The sequence below is a fragment of the Coleofasciculus sp. H7-1 genome, from assembly GCF_057473865.1.
The window spans coordinates 48,299-68,832 of sequence record NZ_JBYCCT010000056.1; the positions used below are offsets into that span (position 1 = coordinate 48,299).

A 20,534-nucleotide genomic window follows, 5' to 3' on the forward strand; every position below is an offset into this window, starting at 1 on the left:
AACTTTTAAGCGATCGCTCTCACCCTATTTACCTACCTTTTGGTAGATGACGGCACAAAAACCGATAGAACTTGCGGAATCACTCGAAATCGGGCTGGCGTCTCCGTTGTTCTTTCCCCATCGGTATTAATTGGATAAGGTCTTCGAGTATATAACTCAATGTCTTTACCCTGAATGGTACGCACCCCCCTACCTGTCGCCGATTTCCCCCGCAAGGCAGCAAATACCAACGGCAGCGTTTCCCACCAATGCTTAATTTCCAAACTATGCAGATCCAGCCTTTGGTCGTCAATGGTGGCATCATCCGCAATCACTAAGCCACTGCCGTAATAGCGACCATTCCCCACCGTAATCTGCAAAGTTTTTACTTCGATAGACTGACCTTCCCAGTGGATATCAACCCAAAAGGGTCGCGCAGTCGCAATTACTTGCACTGCTGTAGCAATGTAAGCAAAAACGCCCCAATGCCGCTTCAATCTTTTGGAAACTCTGCGGTTCACTTCTGCACTCAGTCCCAGACTGGCAATATTGAAAAAATACTGCCCGTTCACCCAGCCCAAGTCAATCCGCTGAATTTGACCATTGGCAATGATTTGACAAGCCTCTGGCAGCGACTGGGGAATATTCAGGGTTCTCGCCAGATTATTGGCGGTGCCTAAAGGCAAAATTGCCAAGGGTAAGTCAGTATCTAACAATCCTTCCACTGCCGCATTGACACTGCCATCTCCACCCCCAATGATGACCAAATCGACCTGTTGGCGGTGTTTCCGAATTAGTTCAGAAAACTGCTTGGGATTTTCACTCTTTTCCTCCACCAGTTCAAAACCCAGTTGTTGCAATTGTTCAACTGCTTGCCGTCTGGCGTCTTGACCTCGTCGAGCATTCGGATTCACTAATAGCAGTGCCCGGTGACTCATTTGTATTGTTTTGAGGGAAATTCGGTCAGCGGAGAAAGAAATCACCCCAATCCTCCCAGCCTCAAGTATATGCTTCCGATTGCAGCAGGCGATACTGTCTGTCTGTGTTGCGAGGGAACTGCCAATGGCTCTCAGGGAAAGAGACGGTAGTAATTTCCGTACAAAAGCCGTCAAAACACTTGCCAGAATACCCTAATATACGCTACAAGGATAAAGGATTGCTTCCCTAGCGCATAGAATTCTACGCATTAAATATCAGAAGCGGGAAGCTTTTTTACTTTCTAGTATTTGCAAAACTGATTTCTAGACCCTATGACTCAGCAAGTAATTCACCCAATGGTGAAAATGCAGCGTCAAATGCATTCACTTGTAACATCGAATATTATCAAGCCCACTGATAAACTCTGGAAAATCGCTCTCCTCTACGGAGATGAGTGGTCTTACTGGAAAAAAGAACTGTTGGAATTTGGATTTACCATGCAAGATCCAGTCAGCGAACTGCTGGCGGTTGAAGCTTGGGAAGACGAGGATTAAAGGCAGGCGGTTAAAGCTTGAGAGAGTTCCTTTGCCGTTTGATAGCGATCGCTCGGTCGGGGTTCTGTCACTTTCTCAATCACTATCCGCAGTTGGGGTGTAATTGTCGGCATCCCTTCAACATTGAATCTGTAAGCCATCCCCCGTCGTTTATAAAACTTTTGGGGGCTTTCACCACTTAACAGAAAAATCAGGGTCGGTCCAATCGCATATAAATCCGATTGCGTCACTGGCTGACCCCGGTCTTGTTCTGGGGCGCTATAATCCGGGGCACCAATGCGTGTCCCTGGTGGCGTGCCAATTTCTTTGACTGCCCCAAAATCCAATACCACCACCTGATTGTCCCGAAAGCGCACCATCAAATTTGCCGGTTTAATGTCCCGGTGGATGAGGGGCGGGTCTTGACTATGGATATAGCCCAAGATGTCGCAGGCTTGAATCATCCACTCAATCGCCTGCTTGAGGTGTACTGGTCCCTTTAGATAGATGCGCTTTTCTAAATCCTCTCCTTGGATCAGCTCCATTGCCAGGTATTTCTTGCCACCCTCCACAAAAAAGTCATAATACTGCGGAATTCCTGAATGATGCAGCGTCTTGAGGGTGCGAGCCTCTCGTTCAAAGAGTTCTCTAGCTTTGGAATTTTGTGCCATATCGGCATTCATTTCCTTTAGCACCACTAGAGCCGCCCCGCGCGGACGTTCGGGGTCCCAGGCAAGATAAGTGGTGCCCATTCCTCCTTGTCCCAGCGTCCGCAACACCTGATACTGACGGATGTGGCGATGTATCTTTACCAGAGGTTGCCCGCAGTGGATGCAGAACAAGTTACCCAGCGGATTTCCGGCGTGAGAACAAGCTGCTTCAGAACTGGCTGCTGGCTGTGGGAGCGGACTACTGTGTGCCCTTTCTCCGGGCTTCTGAGAGAGAGTTGCTGGCTCCTCTTGGCTGCTTTGGAATTTCAGTACCGGCCCTCCTCGCGCCAGCTGGATGAGGGAATCATCCGATACCACTCCCTGGGAAACCAAGATGCCATTGACAAAGGTGCCATTCGTGCCTTGATTGACCAGCAACCATTGCACGGATGGGGTGCCTCCGTTGCTACTGGATGAGTTGCCTACTCTCCGAAGTTCCAGATGGTGCCTGGAAACCATACCATCGTTAAGAACTACGTCATTATCAGGGGCGCGACCAATCCGAATCGTGGATGCTCTTGGGAAGTTCCACTGCTGCGGAGAGGTAGACGATGGATCGAGAAGGGTCAGCGTAACCATAATAGTTTTGAGTTATTAGTTTTGAGTTTTGAGTTTTAAGTTTGAATTCAAAACTCAAAACTCAAAATTCAAAACTTTTAAAACATCTGATGTTGATCCAGGTTGGGTCGCACTTTCGCGCGGATAACCACTGCTGTGATGTTATCGTGACCGTTGTGCTGATTGGCGAGGTCAATGAGTTGCAAAAGACCCTGATCCAGGTTGGCTCTAGAACTCAACAGAGGCAAAAGGTGAGTTTGCCAGTGAGTTTCTATGAGGTCATTGTCTGATAAACCATCGGAACACAAAAGCAGTAAAGTATCTTCATTGAGTTCCAAAAATTGGATATCAGGACGGACAAAATTCTCGTCTCGCGGTCCCAAAGCTTGGGTTAGCTGGTAGGCATCGGGGCGGGAGTAGGCAACTGAAGGTTCTACCCCTCGCTGGATTTCCCGTTGACCGACTTCGTGATCGATAGTAATTTGTTCTAAACCTCGTTTACGGCTGAGACGATACAGGCGACTATCCCCGACATGAGCGATCGCTACCTTAGTATCCTCAATCAAAACCATGACGAGGGTAGTCCCCATTCGTCCAGGGCCAGAACGTTCGTGGTGTTGGTTAATATCAAAAATTGCTTTATTGGCTAAAAGCACTGCCTCCCGAATGCGGTCTTCTGTTGGTAAATGGTTTTGCCAATTGTCTTGGAAATAGCGCCTGACAGTATCCACCGCCATCACACTTGCCACTTCGCCCCCAGCGTGTCCTCCCATGCCGTCGCAGAGAATATAGATCCCCCGTGCTTGGACGGTTCGACCTAATGGAGTTTCCTGCTTTTTAACTTCCGTGTTAATGCCGAAGTTGTCCTCATTGTGTTCCCGTTGCCGCCCGATATCCGTGCAACCAGCATCGTCGAGACTGAGCAACTGCATCGGCAGGATGATCGTGGGCATATCATCGCCCTCGCTGGTGTCAGGGATGGAATCCTCTGAGGTGAGGGGTGGCTGAATCCGAGTTTTGGAGGGTTGAGAATCTTCTTGTTCTTGAGCGATCGCCTTTAGCTGCGATTGCAGGTCTAAGGGGGTTTGAATCTTCCCGCTTTGCAGATTGCCCAAGAGTTGATCCAGAGAATCTAATTGCGATCGCCCTGATAGGTCAAATAATCCTTGCCACACTTGCCCCAAATTTTGCAGTGACAGCGTTGCGTTGGCTGGCTCTCTATACAAGCGTTGCAGGCACAGTGTTTGATCCTCATCCACGCGCAGATTTGATAACTCCAGCAGACTCTGACGCATCTGCCAGGGTTCTAGCGCTACCCACAATTTTGCCATTTCATCTAGCCAGTACAAAATCTGCAACAGCGGAATTTGAGCATAATTGCTCAGGTCATTGAGCAAAGGCCACTGGGAACGGTCTTCTAGCAGCAAAACGGAAGTTCGGTCCTGCTGCCATGCATCGTGAATAGCTGGCAGGGTCGGGTACAACTTATTCTGTAAATCCAAATATGCTTGGGCAATGTTGGGAATACTTTTGGCGGCTAACGAGTTTACATTTAGAGTCTGGTCAATAAAAGTCCGGTTTTTGACCGATTGGGCCGCAGCAGACATCGTTTCTGAGTTACTCGCCGCATTTACTGCTTCAGCACCTTGTAGTTGCTCCATGATGGCTGTCAGCGGAGCTTTTTGGAACGGCTGGCAGTCTAAAACTCTCACCATCACCTCAGCGCTGTCCGCATTGCTTGGCAGAGAGTCTAGCAATTGATAACGCTGCTGGGGGTCTAAATATACAACCTGTGGTGTTACTTGGATGTCCCCACTACTGCTATTTTCACGGGTTGTCTCTGTCGAAGTCTCCGCAGCCGAACTTGAGGCGATTAATTCGTTCTCCGCCATTGGAGTCTCGACATCTGTTGATGAGACAGAAGCGGATGGTGACATGGCAGAAGCTTGAGAATCTGCTGACAAAGTGTTTTCCTCTGGTACAGAGGTTGCCTGCAACTCCTCGACCCCTGAAGCGGTCGGCAAGGGTACAGTTGCCCCGTCTGGCTCAGATGCAACGTCTGCTGGCATTGTAGCCGCGTCTGAAGCCGCAGCCGTTACCGGCTGTGTTGTTTCAGCCAGGTCGATATCTGCAACTCCCATATTCTCGCTAGAATCAGCTGTTGCTGCTTCCGACCCAAGCGTGGGAGAGGCGACTGCGGCGAGTTGCGAGTTTGAATCTTTCGAGAGAATCGCCCACCACACCGTTCCCGTCGTGGCACCACAATTGGGACAATTTACGAGATTGAATGGCACTTGAGTTGTGCATTCAGAACAAACTTTGTGGGTTAGGGAAGTTCCACATTTTTGACAAAACTTGTTGGTATTGGGATTTTCAAACTGACACTGGGGACAGACAAGCATGGCGGAACTTCCTCGATTCCCGTGTGGTATTTTGATTTAAGGGAGACAAAGTAACTGCGATCTAGTTTGCCACGTCACAATCGAAGCTTCCAACTTCGACAGGTAGAAGTCTTAAGGTCAGCGTTAGCAGACGGGGAAGCCATACGCACGTCTTGCACCCTCAATGATTCGTGCTACGTCTACACTACGCGATCGCTATCCACCGAGCGATCGCCACTCGTAACTATTTATGCGACTAGCATCAGTTTGACACAGCTTCTTTAATAGTTCTAACTCAATTGGAGTTAGATCGCGCCACTGTCCGGGTTCCAGACCCACAAGATGCAGGTGAGCTAGAGCAACTCGCACCAGCCGCAGCGTCGGAAACCCTACCGCCGCCGTCATCCGCCGCACCTGCCGGTTCCGACCCTCCGTCAAAGTCATCTCCAGCCATGCTGTCGGCACATTCTTGCGAAAGCGAATCGGTGGATTGCGAGGCGGTAGCAGTGGTTCATCGGGTAATAACTGCGCCAAAGCCTGTCGCGTCCGGTAATCTTGAATCACCACGCCTTCGCGCAAACGTCTTTGCGCCTCTTCATCCGGAATCCGTTCCACCTGCACCCAATAAGTCCGGGGATGTCCAAAGCGAGGATTGCTCAAGCGATGCTGCATTTGCCCATCATTCGTCAACAGCAGCAATCCTTCACTATCCCAATCTAATCGACCCACCGGATAAACCGAGGGAACAAGGATGTAATCTTTCAGCGTGCTGCGTTTCTGCTCAGTTGGACTGTTGTCCGTAAACTGAGTCAAGACGCCATAAGGCTTGTAAAAAATTAGATATCGCTTGTCATCAGTCATTAGTCATTAGTTTAGTTATTTGTCATTAGCTTAAACAATGAATGTGCCAACGCCGCAACTGACGCGGAACTAACAAGTAATGACTAATAACTAATAACTCATTAGTTGATTTTGACCCGGAAACGGATAAAGCCAAAATTACTACCAGCCGTATTAGAAACAGTGCCTAAATTTAGGATAACTGCCCCGTCGGGATTGGTTTGGTTAGAGCAAGCGTTCCCCGTAGGTAATGGAGCTAGCGGCGAGAAAAATGTCCCAGCATCTGTATCTGAAGTATTCGTTTTGGCAGTCACTGTTCCTGCTTGATTCACCGAAATCCCGCTACCTGACCCAAAACTATCGGCGATAAACGTTGTCCCCGATGGAATCGCATCGCAGAATCTGACGTTGTTGACTGGGGCAGTTCCATCAGATAGGAAATAGATAGTGTAGTCCACCTCATCACCGCTTGCCAAAGGCGTTTCTGATCCTAACTTACTCACGCCCACTGGCGACAGTTGAGAAAAGCCCGAAGCATCATCATTCGGGTCATTTTGGTTATTTACAAAGCTACCAAAATTAATCCCGCTAATCGGAACGCCATTTCTCGTTGCATTGGTAATTCGCTTCACCAAACGCAGACGCGGTACTCCAGAAGCAACGACACTTACCACAGTTGGGTCATCATCCCCAGTATCTCCCAGGTTGCCCTGATTAATCCCATCATCCAACTCCTGCGGCAAGTCATTAGATCCTGCAACCCCATCTGTCACAGAGTTATTGACCGTTCCACCTGTCGATGTGGCTCTAGCTTGGTTGATAATCTGCACGCCAGTCGTCGCCGTCACCGTAGCACGGAACTTGATCGTCACCTTGCCACCACCTGCACTTAGTTGACCTTTAGTGGTGGGATTGGTAAGGTTCGTGTCGGTGGTACCGTTGTAGCTAGAGTTCCCCGTAATTGTTGTCCCAGTTCCAGAAGACGTAAAGCTATAACTCCCTGGGACAAAACTCAACTTGCTGGTGTCGATGCTGTCAGTGGCCAGGAAGTTGTTGACAACAATATTGGGAGTGGTGTTGATGTAGGTGATGGTGTATTCAATTACATCACCTGTCGTGACAGTACCACTGCTATCAGTATCGGTAAACAGACGGACAGATTTGGAACCGCTGGGTGAGACAGGATTGACAAAGTTAAGAATGTTGGGGTCAGCACCGCTTTGATTGGGTTGGTTCACATTGCCGCCAGAACCAATATTACTGGGATAGCCCGGATTAGTTCCAGAACCAGGTTGCGTGGGGTTTGTAGAGTCACTGGCATCTGTGAGTATAGGATTGCCATTATCTCCGGCAAAGTTCACTCTCCCTTGGTTAGTAATCGGATTAGCCGCCCCTGGTCTGAGACGGGCGTTAAACTTGAGAGTAACGGTGGCACCAGGGGCTAGGGTTCCTGGTTGGGTGAAAGGCACAGGAGTGCCCGTACCGTTGAAGTTACTGCCAGGGAGACTAGCGGCAAGGGCAAAACCAGCGTCTACAGTAACGGTATTCCGCAGCACCAGCAACTGTGTGGGAATAACGTCGCTGATGACTAAGTCATTAATCAGACTGGATGTGGGATTGCTAACAATGATGGTGTATTGAACGTCATCACCGATGGTAAGTGTGGTTGTGCCATCGTTGTCACTCACAAAGCGGACGGATTTAGTGGCGGTAGGGACAGGGACGGGGACTAAGCCAATGGTCAATCCAGTCTTGTCGGCAGGGCCAGTATCGCCGTAGGGCGTTTGGCTAATGCTGCCTGATGGAGTATTAGCATCGGTGGGGACTCCTCCGGGTGGGAAGCCAGGGGTAGGAGAAGTGGCAGTAGCTTGGTTGAATAAGTTGCCAGTCACTCCACTGCCAACGGTAGCATCCACGGTAACGGTGATAGTGCCATTAGGTGCTAAGACGGCTCCAGCAGCTAGTAAGGTATTGGTTCCAGCACCGTTATAAGCTGGATTAACAGCGGCACTGGTGCCCGTTCCAGCAACAGTGACGGTGGGTGTTGCAGCCAGGGTCAGTCCAGTAGGTAAGGCGTCTGTAATTTGGAACTCGTTGGCGGCACCCGACCCCGTATTTGTATAGATAATTGTATAGCGGACGCGATCGCCCGGTGTCACCGAACTCGTCCCATCTGCATCTGTTGCCAGAGCAACGGATTTTGTACCAGTGACGACGGGTGGAGTGGGAATAGTCGTAGTTTTATCAACAAATTGTGGAGTCGGCGGTTCATTACCAGCTTGCTGGCGTACCTTTTGATCTATAAAAGAAACTCCACTAATTCTTGTAACATCCTGAGGAGGTGCCCCAGGATTAGGAGTTACACACAAAGTAAAAACTTTGCTTTCTCCTGGCTGCAAAATTCCCGTGTCCAAATTTCCATCGCCATCGGTATCTGGAAGAACAGTCGTACCGGCAGCATTTCGCAATTGCACCGTGTACTTCGGATCGGTGCCTGAAAGCGTTAGGTTAATAATATCAGTGGTAAAAAAGTTATTTGTAACCGTAAACGGGTGACAAACTTCGTTGCCAATTGTGGTTGCCAGTGTAGTGTTTTGCGTAATTGTGAAGTTACCTGCTTTTTGGGGAGGCTGATCGAATAGAGGCAGACGGCTTCCATTGCCATTATTCGCTTCAAGAAGACTTTGGTTATTAATATTGAAATTTGTGATTGTCAGCCCCCACCTTCCAGCATCAGCGATCGCATTTAATGAGGCGATTGTATCTCCCCCGTTGTTCAAATCGCCGCCGACACTATTCCAAATACCACCGTCTGATACAGTACCTGCCGTAGTTGCACCATTTGGGCGGATATAACTTATCCCTATATTTCCATTACTATCCAGGTCAAAGTTTCGCAAAAACAGGCTGTTAGTTCCAGGTCCAACCAGAAAAAAGAATGGAAGGTTTTGAGTGGCACCCGCGTCCTTCTGGAAAGTGCCTTGAAACTGACCAATTAGCACTTCGGAAATAGGGACAACAATAGAAAAGCCATTATCATCGTTATTCAGAGTCGCCGTGAAATTCCCAGAGATTGGGCCTGCACCCGTCACGCTCGTAACCTGGTAGATGCCAGGTGTGGTTATGGCTGGAAAGGTGACGGTTGTGCCATTGGCTGAGCCTGATGGTACTGTTTGACTGTTGATCGGTAGTGCCCCAGTCGGACCAAATAACTCAAAGCGGGTGGGGTCAGGTGTGCCACTTACTTCATCTGGTAGTGTCCCGTTACTCTCTGCGTCATTGACACTAATAACAATGCCTCCGGGACCTGCTGCGGCTATATCAGCTTCGGTAATGCTGATAAAGAAGCGGTGAACCCTATCGGTGCTGGCGCTGGTTGCGGTGGTGTACCAGTCCCCAACACCAGGACCGCGAGATCGGCCACTTGTTTGAAAGTTGAGTCCTGGTGTAGATGGCAGAGTTGTTTGAGCTTGGGCACAAGTAGAGTAACAGACTAAAGTTGCAACTAAAGTGATGCTTGGGAAGAGAAATGAAAGAGGGTCATATAAGGAAGAGAAGTTTCTTTTATCCTCTATTTTCCGTCCTTGCGCTTCCTGAGAGTGCTTGAATAACGTCTGCATAATTATAGTTTTTAAGAAGAAATTACTTGGAAATACAGAATTATTGCATTAATGGCGTAGATATCTCTATAGGTTGATGTGTGTTTAAACAGAGAAGGCAGTCGCGCGATCGCCTTCTCTGCTCCCTTTAGTTTAAATACTTGACAATCATCGCAAAAAGTGATTATTTTATTCTGCCGAACGAGTCAGCTGCGCCGAGGAGCGTTCAAGCAATCAAAACGCCAATTTGTTCTAAAAGCAGTTGCATCTGTCGTTACATATAAAAACATGGAGCTAGTTGGGGAAGTGGGTGTTTTGTCATACTTTTTTCTCATTTGTACTGTTGTTAAATCAACTAGGTTAAAACACCCTCAAGCTTGTAAAAACATAGCCAGTACACATCAGTTAATTTTGACGCGGAAGCGGGTAAAACCATAGTTGCTACTCGTTGCATTAGAAATATTACCCAGATTCACAATTACTGCCCCATCAGCATTATTTTGGTTAGAGCAAGCATTTCCCGCAGGCAAAGGAGCAAGCGGCGAGAAAAATGTCCCTTCATCTGCATCTGAAACGTTAGTCCGGGAAGCAATTGTCCCAACGCGATTCACCGAAATTCCCGTACCCGAACCAAAACTGTCGGCGATAAACGATGTCCCTGTGGGAATTGGATCGCAGAATCTGACATTGTTGGCGGGAGCCGTGCCATCAGAGAGAAAATAAATGGTGTACTCGACTTCGTCGCCGCTTCTCAAAGCTGTTTCAGCCGCTATATTAGGAACTCCCACCGGCGACAGTTGCGACCAGCCAGATGCATTGTCATTGTCGCTATTTGGGTCATCTACAAAACTATTGAAGTTAATCCCACTCAGCGGCGCACCGTTTCTAGTCACAGATGTAATTCGCTTTACCAAACGCAAACTCGATCGCCCAGGTGAAGCGACAATTAGCACAGTCGGGTCATCATCCCCAGTATTCGGAAGGTTCCCTTGATCAATTCCGTCATCTACAATTTGAGGCAAGTCGCCATTCCCTTGAATGGCATCTGTAACCGACGAGTTAACGGTGCCACCTGTGGATGTGGCAACAGCTTGGTTGCTAATCTGCACGCCAGCAGCCGCCGTAATAATTGTCTGGAACTTGATGACCACCCGACCACCATTTCCACTCAACGTTCCCAAGGTTGTCGAGTTGGTAAGGTTCGGGTCAGTTGTACCGTTGTAGTTGGGATTCTGTGTCACCGTTGTCCCCGTACCGGAGGCTGTAAAGCTATAACTGCCAGCAACAAAGCTCAATTTACTGGTATCAATGCTGTCGGTCGCTAGGAAGTTAGTGACAGAGGTAGGGGAATTATTGACATAAATAATTGTAAATTCAACCGTATCTCCAGTCGTCACAGAGCCGCTAGCATCTGCATCTGTGGTTAGACGAACTGATTTGATGCCAGTAGGCGTAACTGGGTTAGGTTGAATGGTAGTCGTAGTGCTTGATGTGTTGTTGTTGGGATTGGGGTCGGTCACATCATTCGGTCGCGTAACCGTTGCCGTGTTGCTCAATGGCTCAGATGGAGCGATGGGAGAGATGGCACCTGTTACGGTATAGGTAGCAACAGCTGCGTTGTTGAGATTGACTGTAGTATTAATAGCATTTCCCGTACCGCTAGCTTGTCCGCAACTACCAGTCCCCGTAGTAATGGCGCAAGTCCAAGTGACTCCAGTAATTTGAGATGGGACGTTGTCTGTCACCGTTGCTCCAGTTACATTAGAAGGGCCGTTGTTTGTAACGGCGAGAGTGTAGGTGACAGGGCTGCCTGCAACCACTGGGTTCGTCACCAGCGTTTTTTGAATCTGCAAATCGGCTTCTGATATGGTGATGCCTTGAGCAAGGTCGGTGAGTGTAGATGGGTAATACGTCCAGGTATCAATACCTCTGTTATTACCAAAACCTTGCTCACTAGAGCCTGGAAACACATGAGCACCATTGCTACTGGAAATTCCTCCTAGAGCATCCAATGGGTCGGGTGCTTCGGGGGGAGGCTGTTGATTCTGTGGTATTAAAGGCTTGTCGTTATAGTAAACGGTAAACGGATTGGGAGTCGGTAACGTTGCCGAAGCTGGCTCATTGAGTCGTTGGATGATTAGACCACCTGGGTTGTTTTCAGGATCTAGCAATGGAAAATGAATTTCACCCGCACTGAGTAAGATTTGTGCGCCGTAAGCGATACTACTAGCAGGGATAGTCGCTTCATTCGCATCTAAGCCATCCCAAGGTACAGTGTTTAACCCAACATCTGCGGTTCCTACGAGTACGCGATCGTTTGCATTGCCGTATATCTTGTCTTGGTTGAGATCGAGAATAATCTGATAACTGCCCGATGCCGGGGTGTTAAAGCTAAAATTACCTCCCAATGGCGTAGTCGTACCCGCTTGCCCGTCAGTCCCTTCTGTGCCCTTAAATTTAAAATCAGTGGGAGTTGGGGGTGCAACGGCTGGCGTCAGCAGCCAAACGGAATTAGGAGTCGCTTGAGGCGCACTAGCTGGATTTATAGGTGCAGATAGTGGCAGGTCATTGTTGGGCTTATTAAAGAAAATTTTATAAGTAACATCCGTCCCAAAATCTGGCTGATCCGGGTTGTATATATTACTTCCTGCCAGTAGAACAGATTTGTAAACGGGATCGCCGTTTGGATTGGCTGTAAAACCTTTGTTATTAGCAAAGAAGATAAATCCAAAGGGGTCGAGACCCTTTAGTTTGATTAGGTACTGATAGCCTTCCCTGGTCAGAACAAAAGCTTGGGATTGGAGACTTCGCCCAATGCCTCCCATGTTCAACGGCAAATAATTAGCGTAGGCGCGACCAGGAATAGCTTCACCACTACTACTCCGCACCGTGACATCCCAAGCGCTGACGTAACTGACATTCTTGGGTTGATTCCAGTCAGCATCAGCATTGATGGCAGGTGGGTCAGTAGTACTAGCGGAAATTGGACTGATGAAGTCAATTTCCCAGACGCCATCTTGACCAGATGCGACGTTAATTGTGCAGGGGGCGTAGCCAACTCCAGAACCAGCTTTTTCTGCGGCACGGTTAGGAATAAAACCAGTTCCGGGAGCCGAGACACTACACTGAGACTGAGAACCATTCGGTTGCCGAAACCGGATATTGCCCTGACCACCCCCAAGACCGTAAGCCATAGCACTGGAGCCAAGATTAATCGTCTCGCCTTGTTTAGCGAAAACCCTAATTGTGGTTCGACGTGCAATACCTCCCGTCGTATCGTTTCGATATTCCAAGAAGGGGCGATCGCCAGTGTTGTTGGTCAGTTCCCGACTGCCTTCAGCCGATGCCGCTTGAGTCCAACAGCTAATCGCACAGATGGATAGGGCAAGGCTGCCGAAGCGACAACTCCAGCGGCTAGCGGAAGCGCTAATTTTTTCCAAGTTTTGGGATTTTAACGGCGAACTCACTCTGCTTTCTCTCGCTAGGGGTGAAGACATCAAGATGGGAGGGAACAGATAACGGGTTGATGGCGGAAGAGAGATGGATTGGTAACGATTCCTACTCCAACTGCAAATCTTCTTCTTGGACAAAGAGTTCTAGACCTCTAGCATCTTTGAAGATAAATTCGACCCGACGATTACGGGCATAATCCAGACGATTTCTTCCAGTTACTCGCGGTTGAGATTCACCCAAGGCGCGAATTGTCATGCGTTCTGGGGCAATGCCTTGACGCAGTAAATAATTTCTCACTGCGATCGCTCGCCGATTTGATAAGTCAAGATTATAAGCATCGCTGGCACGGGGGTCGGTGTGACCCCGAAGCTCAATCACGATAGGGGGATTTGCTTGTAAAACTTCGGCAATTCGATCGAGAACTCTGGCACTTTCTGGGCTAATCGTGGCTTTGTCGAGGGCAAAGTGGACGTTAGTTGGCACCTGGATGCGGATGGGTTCTGGCGGCGGTTCTTCCGGCGGCACCTGTACTACTGGCGGATCGGGTGCGGTGGTACATTCAGGAATTGTCGATGGTTCTGGGTTATTCGTTGTCTGTGGTTGTTTACCACCGACTATTGATGAAATTAAGGCATTCGTGGCGGGTTCGGAGGTACCATACTTGGGATTTGTCGCGATCGCGCTGACTCTATCTCCCGGTACCAAATTATTGATATCGAGCGTGAGGCTAAATTTTCCCCGGTCATCCGCTGTAACCGTTGTCAGCGGTTCCCTTAAAGCACCATAGGGCGTCTCGGTATTTTCCTCCACTCGATAAATTGTCACCTGAGAACCCGGATCGGCAGTTCCATACAGATTCGTTTTATTACCCACTACAAAAAATTCGCGGCTAATGAACTGGGGGGCATTAATCGCTGAGTTAGCCGTATCCAAGCGACGATTGGGCGAATTCCGGGGAGGATTTGGACCATCTCCTCGTTGGTAATCTTGGACACCCGTATTTTGTTGAGCGATTAAGTCAATGCTCAAACCGACTAAATTGAAGAAGCGATTGGATTGAATGATATTGCGATCGCTCTTGGGATAAGATGCAACCACTACACCCGGTCCTGTTTGATGACCGATTTGGTTCTCGATCACCTGGTGATCGTTCCCCATCAGGTAAACTGCTGCCCGACGCAAGCGACGACCGTTATAAACAATTCGGTTATTATTAATCTGCGCCGCACCTTGGGGTTTAAATAAAAAGACGCCACTGCCATCGTTGCCGCAAATCAAGTTGGCGCTAACCTGCGTCTTATCAATCATTCCTTCTAAGCGAATCGCATCGGGCATTCCAGCAATCCCGTTGCCAACAATAATGTTTTCTGTCACCTGCAAATTCTCAGCTTGGACAGAGGTAATAATCCCGCTGCCATCGTGGTTAGCAATCCGGTTTCGTTGGATAGTTGTCCCCAAGCTGTTAAATACAAATACCCCAAATGCCGAAGTTTGCTGCGGCACACTTTGATCGGGCGGAATCCCTAACCAGTTGTTTTCAATTACTACATTTTTTGGGGAATTGGAAATGGGTGATGGTTTGCCTTCCCGATTCTCCGTTAACTTTTGACCATTCGCGGCTCCCCTAATCGCAGCAGACTGAGGATTATCGATAAAAATATCTGCGGGTGGCAAGGTAGCAGTGGCGCGATGGCGGGAGGTAAAACCGTAGAGGCTTAATCCGCGAATTGTCACCCCATCAGCAACAACTGTTAAGCCACGGAAGACTTCTTGAGAAGCGGCGGGAGTAATTGTCACTACCGGAATCGGAATTGCAATCTCGACAGTTGCAGTCTCTTCGGCATCATACCCTGGTTGAGTTGTACCATCGACGATTAATCCCGGACGAGCCAATGGTGGCAACACATCAACGAGGCGGATGGTGGTATCTGTTGGCGGCAAATTAAAAGCAATCAGCGTCGTACCAACATTACTTGAAACCAGGCTTTGTTCGGCACGACTGAGACGATCTAAAGGTAATGTACCATTGACAATCTCAATCGCTTCCCGCAGCGTCAAGGCATCATCTGGATTAACTGCTCCATCCTGGTTGCTATTAACAACGACTTTTAAATTTTCTGTCTGAGCAGTTGCAGAAAAAGGCAACAGTAAAAAAACGAAAGGTAAAAGGAGAAATTTTTTAGCGTTCATCTGTAGTCATTAATGATTAGTTATTAGTGATTGATAATTGGTCATTCTTTACCGATTACCCATTACCAATTACCCATTTCCCATTCCCCATTACCTCTCTACCGCTACTGGTTGCACCTGGGATTCTTGCTGCTGAGGCGGTGACACTTTTTGTCGCCCGAAGCCGCCGAATAGTTCATTTACCTTCAGCGTTAAGCCAAAATAAACGCCACCCTCCGACCGATAGCCGCTAAAATCGCGGTCATCTACACTGCCAAAGCTATATCCCAGCGAAGCTCGCAAGTCTGGCGTCACATAATAACCCGCCTCTAGAGCGAAGCCTGTTTCATTAAAATCCGTGTCGGGTTGCCCAATCCAGCGAGCTTCCCCCGCCACATCCCAGCGATATCCCAGCCGGTACGTCGTCCGCAACTGTGCCAGAAATACAGTCGAAGAGTTGCTGAAGTTATTGGCTAAATCGGTGGTGCTGTTCCGCATGGCATACTTGCCATAAAATTCCCACTGCCAGGAAGGAGCATAAATCGCCTCAGCAGCGATGATGTGATCTCTGTAACCCGTGCCACTGCCCAGCAGCAATGTCTCTGGAATCGTCGAGGGGTTGCGGCGATATTCATAACTCAACAAGCCGTTCCACTTGTCAGAGTTGGGATTGCGATAAGCCATGCCCAGCTTGACATTCATCGTGTCTCCCAAGGCGTATAACAACTGGTTAGAAGCACTGGCTTGTTGATAACGCACCAAGGCAGTCAGGGCGGGAGAAAGTTTACCGGCAGCAGTGCCAGAAATCACAGTGTTACTGCCACCAGAGCCATTACGATGCTCGAAGCGGGCAGATGCTTGGAAATTGGGATTGTCAGTATATTCCACCCCAACACTATAGGCATCGCCACCGCTGAGTCCTAAGGCAGAGGCACTCTGCCCCGTGGCGTAGGGCTGTTCAAATCGCGGCCCAGCAGCAGTACGGCTAAACAGGTTGCTAAAGATATGCTCGTAACCTAGATGAACTCGCAATCCTGGGGCAAGCACAATCCGGTGGTTTAGACCGACCGCCCCCTGCCCCGTGATGCTGTTGAAGCCGCTGATGATTGAGTAGCGCCCACTGATAGCAGTGTTTTCGCCCAACTTCTGCTCTACCAGCGTGTCTAGGCTAGTGATGGAATTGCGACCAAATACCCTGGTGTCTGCAAATTGGTGGGCAAGTCGCATAGTAACGCCAGGGAGCGCTGCCCAGTCCAGCCCGAAAGTGGTACGGTCGGGATAAAGGGCGTCGCCGCTATTACCCAAATTCAGTTCATTTTGTGCCCGAAACGTCAGCGCATCACTTAAGGCAACATTCAGGCGAGAGACAATTTGGCTGGCGGAGCTATCAAAGGTGTCGCCAATCCGGTCGTCGCGAGAGCGATTGACGTATTCTAAGCTGAGGTCTGAAGCCCCAAACTTTTGCAGAACTCCAGCGCGAATCGTGGTCAGAGAATTATCGACTCTCTCTCCAGGTGTAGGTTGGGGTTGAGGGTTAAAAATATCGAAAAAGTTAACCCGCTCTAAGGGCGCAGTCCCGAAATTCACCTCGTGGTCGTAGCTAGCAGTTAGCAGCGTGGTTTTGAAGAGTTGGGCGGCAACGTTCGCGCCGTATCTCGTCTGACCGGGCGTAAAACTGGTCGTCGCATTATTAGAAAAATTTTCTTCCACAGAACGGTAATAAGCGCGGGCGAGAATACTCTTAGCTAAAGCTCCATACGCTTCCAGTCGATAAGCATTGCCGTTCACATCCCCATTAAAAGGAGAATTATGCGCTGAGCGGGCATATTCCCCCACAATTTGACCGCTATTCCCTAGTGGGAACAGGAAATCTACACCCAATAGCTCAAAATCCTGCAACCCCTCATCTTGCCGGAAATAGCTAGCTCCAACCCAGGCTTGGCGACTCAACTCTTGCGAAAAGTTATACTGCGCCCGCCCCGCATAAATATTTGTCTCTTCGCTATCAACACCTTCATGCTGATAAGTGACCACAATTCGCTGCACCTGAGTCACGCCAAACGGGTCAAATCGCGTCGCGAAGATGGGACGACGAAATAGCAGCGTCCCCCGGTCGTAGTCAATTTCGTAGTCAGGCCCGCGAACCAGGGGTTTGCGCGATGTCACCGTTCCCGGACGATTAATTTCTTCTGTTTCTAAGAAAACACTCTCACTACCCGGAATCAGCAGCCGACGCGACAAAAAGTAATAGCCACTGGTGCCATTAGGAGCAACAGTATCTCTCTGAAATCCCTCGACATCCGGGCTATAGAGAGCAGTGATTTGCAGATTGCCCAGGTTATAGTTGCCCTTAAACCCGTGTAACTGCCGAGAAGTGGCGCTAAATAGCTGGGAGGCGCGGGCGAATTCGGTAGTGCTGTAATCTCCCCACATCACGTAGTCTGGTTCGGCACCAAAAACAGGGGAAGTGCGTTCCAGACGGAAATACAAGCTGTCTTTTGAAGGGGTTAGATAATCAACAGTGGAGCTATCCCCATAGACCGGATATTGTTGCTCGCAGAATTGCGGTCCCCGGAACAGGGTGGTGATGCCATCGCAAGTTTGATTGAGCGGACGAGCGCTATTATATGCCCCCGTCAGCAGCCACTCCCCCACCTTACCCGTAGCGAAAACCGCAGCACTCAAATCGATATTGGTGCCATCGTCAATCGTATCCGGATTGAGAAACTCCCGGCGCGGTCCCCAGAAATTTGTGCCTGACGGGCCAATCCGCAGATTCACCACGCCCGAAACTAAGGAAGGGCGCAGATTGGTGATGAATTCTACCTGGGTATAAGTTTCTAGGGTGTTAGCAGATATTTCGTCTTGGGTATAAGCGACTGGGTGGTCAGTCGGAGGTACCGGCGGGTATTGAGTATTAGAGGGGATTGGATATTGTTGCAGATTGGGAGACAGGGGATTGGAGTTTGGGGATTGGTTAATCGGTGTAGGTGAGCCGTCTTTCCCAACCCGGATGCCCTCTGACCTAGTACCCTCTGTAGCGGCTCGAATGCGGACTCTCTGCGCTTCCAAGCTGGATTGCAGTTGGGCGGTAAATTGTCCTCCTCTGGCAATCACCTGAAATCCGGCTCGATCTTTGTCCTCGTCAGCACCGACAAACTTACCGGCGCTAGTGGTTAAAGTTACGACTGTGTCTTCGCGGATTAATTCGCCATTGTCATTCGTGATTCTCCCCGCCAGGGCCATGAGACTTCGCCCATCAGCGGGAATCCGGGCATCACTAACCGGCGCAATTTCTAAGGTTTGGGCAGTTGTCTTTTTTACAGTTAGCTTGACACTTACCGACGTGCCGTTATTCGCTTGCACTGTAATTGTGTTCTCGCCCTTCTCTAGAGGGACGTTGTACCAAACCTGAGTGATGATGTTTTGGGCTTCGTCTCGCTCTATCTGTGTGGGTGTTTTGGCATCCAGTGGTTTTTTGTTGACCCTGACTTGTACCTGAGCTTGGGTGTGGTACTGGACGACGAGGTTAGTAGAAGGCTCGCCCAGTACTCCACTTTCAGGGGTCAGAATCCGAACTTCGGTAGGTGCCAGAATCGCATCTGAGTTTAACCGAGGAGGCTGCTGGGCATTCGTTTGAGCGATCGCTCTCAGATCATCGCTGGCGGTTGGTACGGTCGTTGTCGAGTTCTTAGGGGCTGACCCAACCTGTTCCCGAAGTTCGGGGAGGGGTGAAGCCGTCGGTGCGGTATTTTGAGGCGCTACGAGGCTGGGCGCTGATGTTGCTGGTTTTGCCGCCCCTACTGCTTTCTCTACTGAAGGGAAGGGTGAAGCTGTCGGTACAGTATTTTGAGTTAAATCTAGAATTTCTGCTGAATCTTGGACAGCGAATTCAGAATTTGCGTCTAGGACTTCTGAATTCTCTGGTGTCGTCTCTGGGACAGCCGTCTGCTCGATTGCAGGGAGGGTTGTGGAATTTTTAATTGCAAACTCGGAATCTTCTGCCAGTTTGCCTTGAGGTGGTGCAGACAGTTCATTCGCCTTCGCAGAGCGAGGAAGTAAGAAATAAAAAGTAAAAAGTAAAAAGAACGAGAAATACGTCAAAATCCCTTCTTTTGGCGGCTGCTTTTTGCCTTTTGCCTGGTTCATCACTGCTGGCCCTCCCGATAGGTGGGTGTCACTCCGAAATTCATCCGTACTAATCCTCCCGGTTCGAGTTGCACCAGGCGGGACTGACTATTGCGCTCAATAAATTTTTGGTTGGGAGCTAGAGTGTAGCCCGGTAGACTGGTTAAATCCAGCGTGCCGGTGCGATAGCCAGAGATGACATTGGCGAGTGAGAATAAACCGTTGGCATCGGTGGTGATGCGGTTGCCGTCATCCATGAAAATTACGGCATTGGGCAATCCTGGCTCTCCTGGCTGCTGTTCGCCGTCAAAGTTTTTATCGACAAATACTCGCCCTATGAGGGTGCCGCAATCTGACAAAATGCCGGGTCGAATCCGCAACTGATGGCTGGCAATGTTGCTCCTGGTTTCTTGAGCCTGATTTCTACCGTTACCGCGAATGGCGTCTGGCGTTACCACGGCGGCATAAACCACGTTCAGAGTTTGATTCGGATCGAGTTTGGGAAATTTAAAGGTGACTGTCCGGTTGGACGCGATCGCGGGTTGTATAGTGATTCGGGCGGTAGTGGTGCCAGTTGTCAGCGAGGCTTGCAAGGACTCTGGCAAATACCGTAAGCCCACAGGCAGGGTGTCTGTGATGCTGATATTGCTGGCGGCGGCTGTGCCGGTGTTTTTCAACGCCAAGCGATAAACAACGGTGTCGCCCGGTTCCGCAGCGGCGCGATCGCCTGTTTTGATCAGCTCTAGAGCCGCTTGACCCGCTGTTACTGAAGTTTCATTGGATTTCACGCCTTCTGGAGGGAGATTGTCACCCGCAGCCGAGGCGGAATTCAAAATCTCAATCGCGCTCACGGGCAACGACCCAAAGGCAAAGGCAAACGAACACGTTAGGATAGCTGTTAGAGGCACGTAGACACGCCCCAACAGAGGTTGCAGGGATTTCATTCTTCAGAGTTAACTCACGTCAAACACCCCATTGCTGGACTGTTAAAGAGATAAAGAAATTGTGGCGGTAGGCTCCCTGATGCTCCCTGACGGGTATAGACCCTGATTAGGTGAAACTTACACTAGCAGGTTTCTACGATCTACGACAATACCTGTATCTGACTCGCTTTTGCAAGATAATTTTTTAATGAATATTGCTACAAGCAGAATTTTCATTTCTGCCTTAATAAATTTTTATGCCTTTTGGCAGATGAAATAAACTCAAAAACATAATTTCATTGTTTCTGCCTCTGTAGTCGCCGGTTCTTGAGCGCGAAATTGT

General features: G+C 49.3%; 10 protein-coding genes. 1 reads left to right on the top strand and 9 read right to left on the bottom strand.

Annotated elements, in window-relative coordinates; genetic code table 11:
* Positions 1-32 precede the first annotated feature (32 nt).
* Positions 33-917 (bottom strand): lipid kinase, encoded by an 885-nt coding sequence (locus AC2VDX_RS14230; RefSeq protein WP_378181957.1) that lies wholly within the window; start codon positions 915-917, stop codon positions 33-35.
* Positions 918-1,229: 312 nt separating this feature from the next.
* Between AC2VDX_RS14230 and AC2VDX_RS14235 the strand changes: the two genes are divergently transcribed.
* Positions 1,230-1,451, top strand: coding sequence for a DUF4327 family protein (locus tag AC2VDX_RS14235; protein WP_190415607.1), 222 nt, complete (start codon positions 1,230-1,232; stop codon positions 1,449-1,451).
* On the opposite strand, the gene AC2VDX_RS14240 is transcribed toward AC2VDX_RS14235, so the two are convergent.
* The 8 genes from AC2VDX_RS14240 to AC2VDX_RS14275 form a co-directional block, all read right to left on the bottom strand.
* The gene (locus AC2VDX_RS14240) at positions 1,448-2,719 is read right to left on the bottom strand and encodes a protein kinase domain-containing protein (protein ID WP_378181829.1); all 1,272 of its coding nucleotides are present in this window, start codon (positions 2,717-2,719) and stop codon (positions 1,448-1,450) included. The genes AC2VDX_RS14235 and AC2VDX_RS14240 overlap by 4 nt on opposite strands.
* A 77-nt stretch (positions 2,720-2,796) precedes the next feature.
* Positions 2,797-5,100, bottom strand: a complete 2,304-nt coding sequence (locus tag AC2VDX_RS14245) for a serine/threonine phosphatase (protein ID WP_378181832.1) — start codon at positions 5,098-5,100, stop codon at positions 2,797-2,799.
* Positions 5,101-5,295: 195 nt separating this feature from the next.
* On the bottom strand, positions 5,296-5,940 hold the full coding sequence (locus AC2VDX_RS14250) for a pseudouridine synthase (protein WP_378181835.1): 645 nt from the start codon (positions 5,938-5,940) through the stop codon (positions 5,296-5,298).
* Between the two features lie 101 nt (positions 5,941-6,041).
* The gene (locus tag AC2VDX_RS14255; RefSeq protein ID WP_378181838.1) at positions 6,042-9,539 is read right to left on the bottom strand and encodes a beta strand repeat-containing protein; all 3,498 of its coding nucleotides are present in this window, start codon (positions 9,537-9,539) and stop codon (positions 6,042-6,044) included.
* Positions 9,540-9,919: 380 nt separating this feature from the next.
* On the bottom strand, positions 9,920-12,985 hold the full coding sequence (locus tag AC2VDX_RS14260; RefSeq protein WP_378181841.1) for a hypothetical protein: 3,066 nt from the start codon (positions 12,983-12,985) through the stop codon (positions 9,920-9,922).
* Between the two features lie 91 nt (positions 12,986-13,076).
* Positions 13,077-15,161, bottom strand: a complete 2,085-nt coding sequence (locus AC2VDX_RS14265) for an OmpA family protein (RefSeq protein WP_378181844.1) — start codon at positions 15,159-15,161, stop codon at positions 13,077-13,079.
* 90 nt (positions 15,162-15,251) lie between these two features.
* Entirely contained in the window at positions 15,252-19,289 is a 4,038-nt protein-coding gene (locus AC2VDX_RS14270) for a porin family protein (RefSeq protein ID WP_378181847.1), read from the bottom strand.
* Positions 19,289-20,212, bottom strand: a complete 924-nt coding sequence (locus AC2VDX_RS14275; protein WP_378181849.1) for an isopeptide-forming domain-containing fimbrial protein — start codon at positions 20,210-20,212, stop codon at positions 19,289-19,291. The genes AC2VDX_RS14270 and AC2VDX_RS14275 overlap by 1 nt, the downstream gene beginning before the upstream one ends.
* Positions 20,213-20,534: the final 322 nt, after the last annotated feature.